At 67.4% G+C, this 384-nt stretch carries 1 protein-coding gene; it reads left to right on the plus strand.

Going from position 1 to position 384, the window contains the following annotated elements; genetic code table 11:
* The coding region (locus tag CJF42_RS26430) for an ATP phosphoribosyltransferase regulatory subunit (RefSeq protein ID WP_170940806.1) at positions 1–384 on the plus strand (384 nt) is incomplete at both ends.

Raw genomic sequence — 384 nt, forward strand, 5'->3', positions numbered from 1 at the left:
GCTGGCGGCCTACGGCTACCAGGAGATTCGTCTTCCCATCGTCGAGCGCACCGAGCTGTTCGCGCGCGGCATCGGCGAAGTGACCGACATCGTCGAAAAAGAGATGTACACCTTCGCCGACCGCAACGACGACAGCCTCACCCTGCGCCCGGAAGGCACCGCCGGCTGCGTGCGCGCCGCCGAACAGCACGGGCTGCTCTACAACCAGACCCAGCGGCTCTGGTACACCGGCCCCATGTTCCGCTACGAGCGGCCCCAGGCCGGCCGCAGCCGCCAGTTCCACCAGATCGGCGTGGAAACCTTCGGCATCGCCACCCCGGACATCGACGCGGAAGTGATCCTGCTCACCGCCCGGCTGTGGAAAGAGCTGGGCCTGAGCGACCA

Source organism: Pseudoalteromonas sp. NBT06-2 (assembly GCF_002276045.1).
Taxonomy (GTDB): Bacteria; Pseudomonadota; Gammaproteobacteria; order Enterobacterales; family Alteromonadaceae; genus Pseudoalteromonas.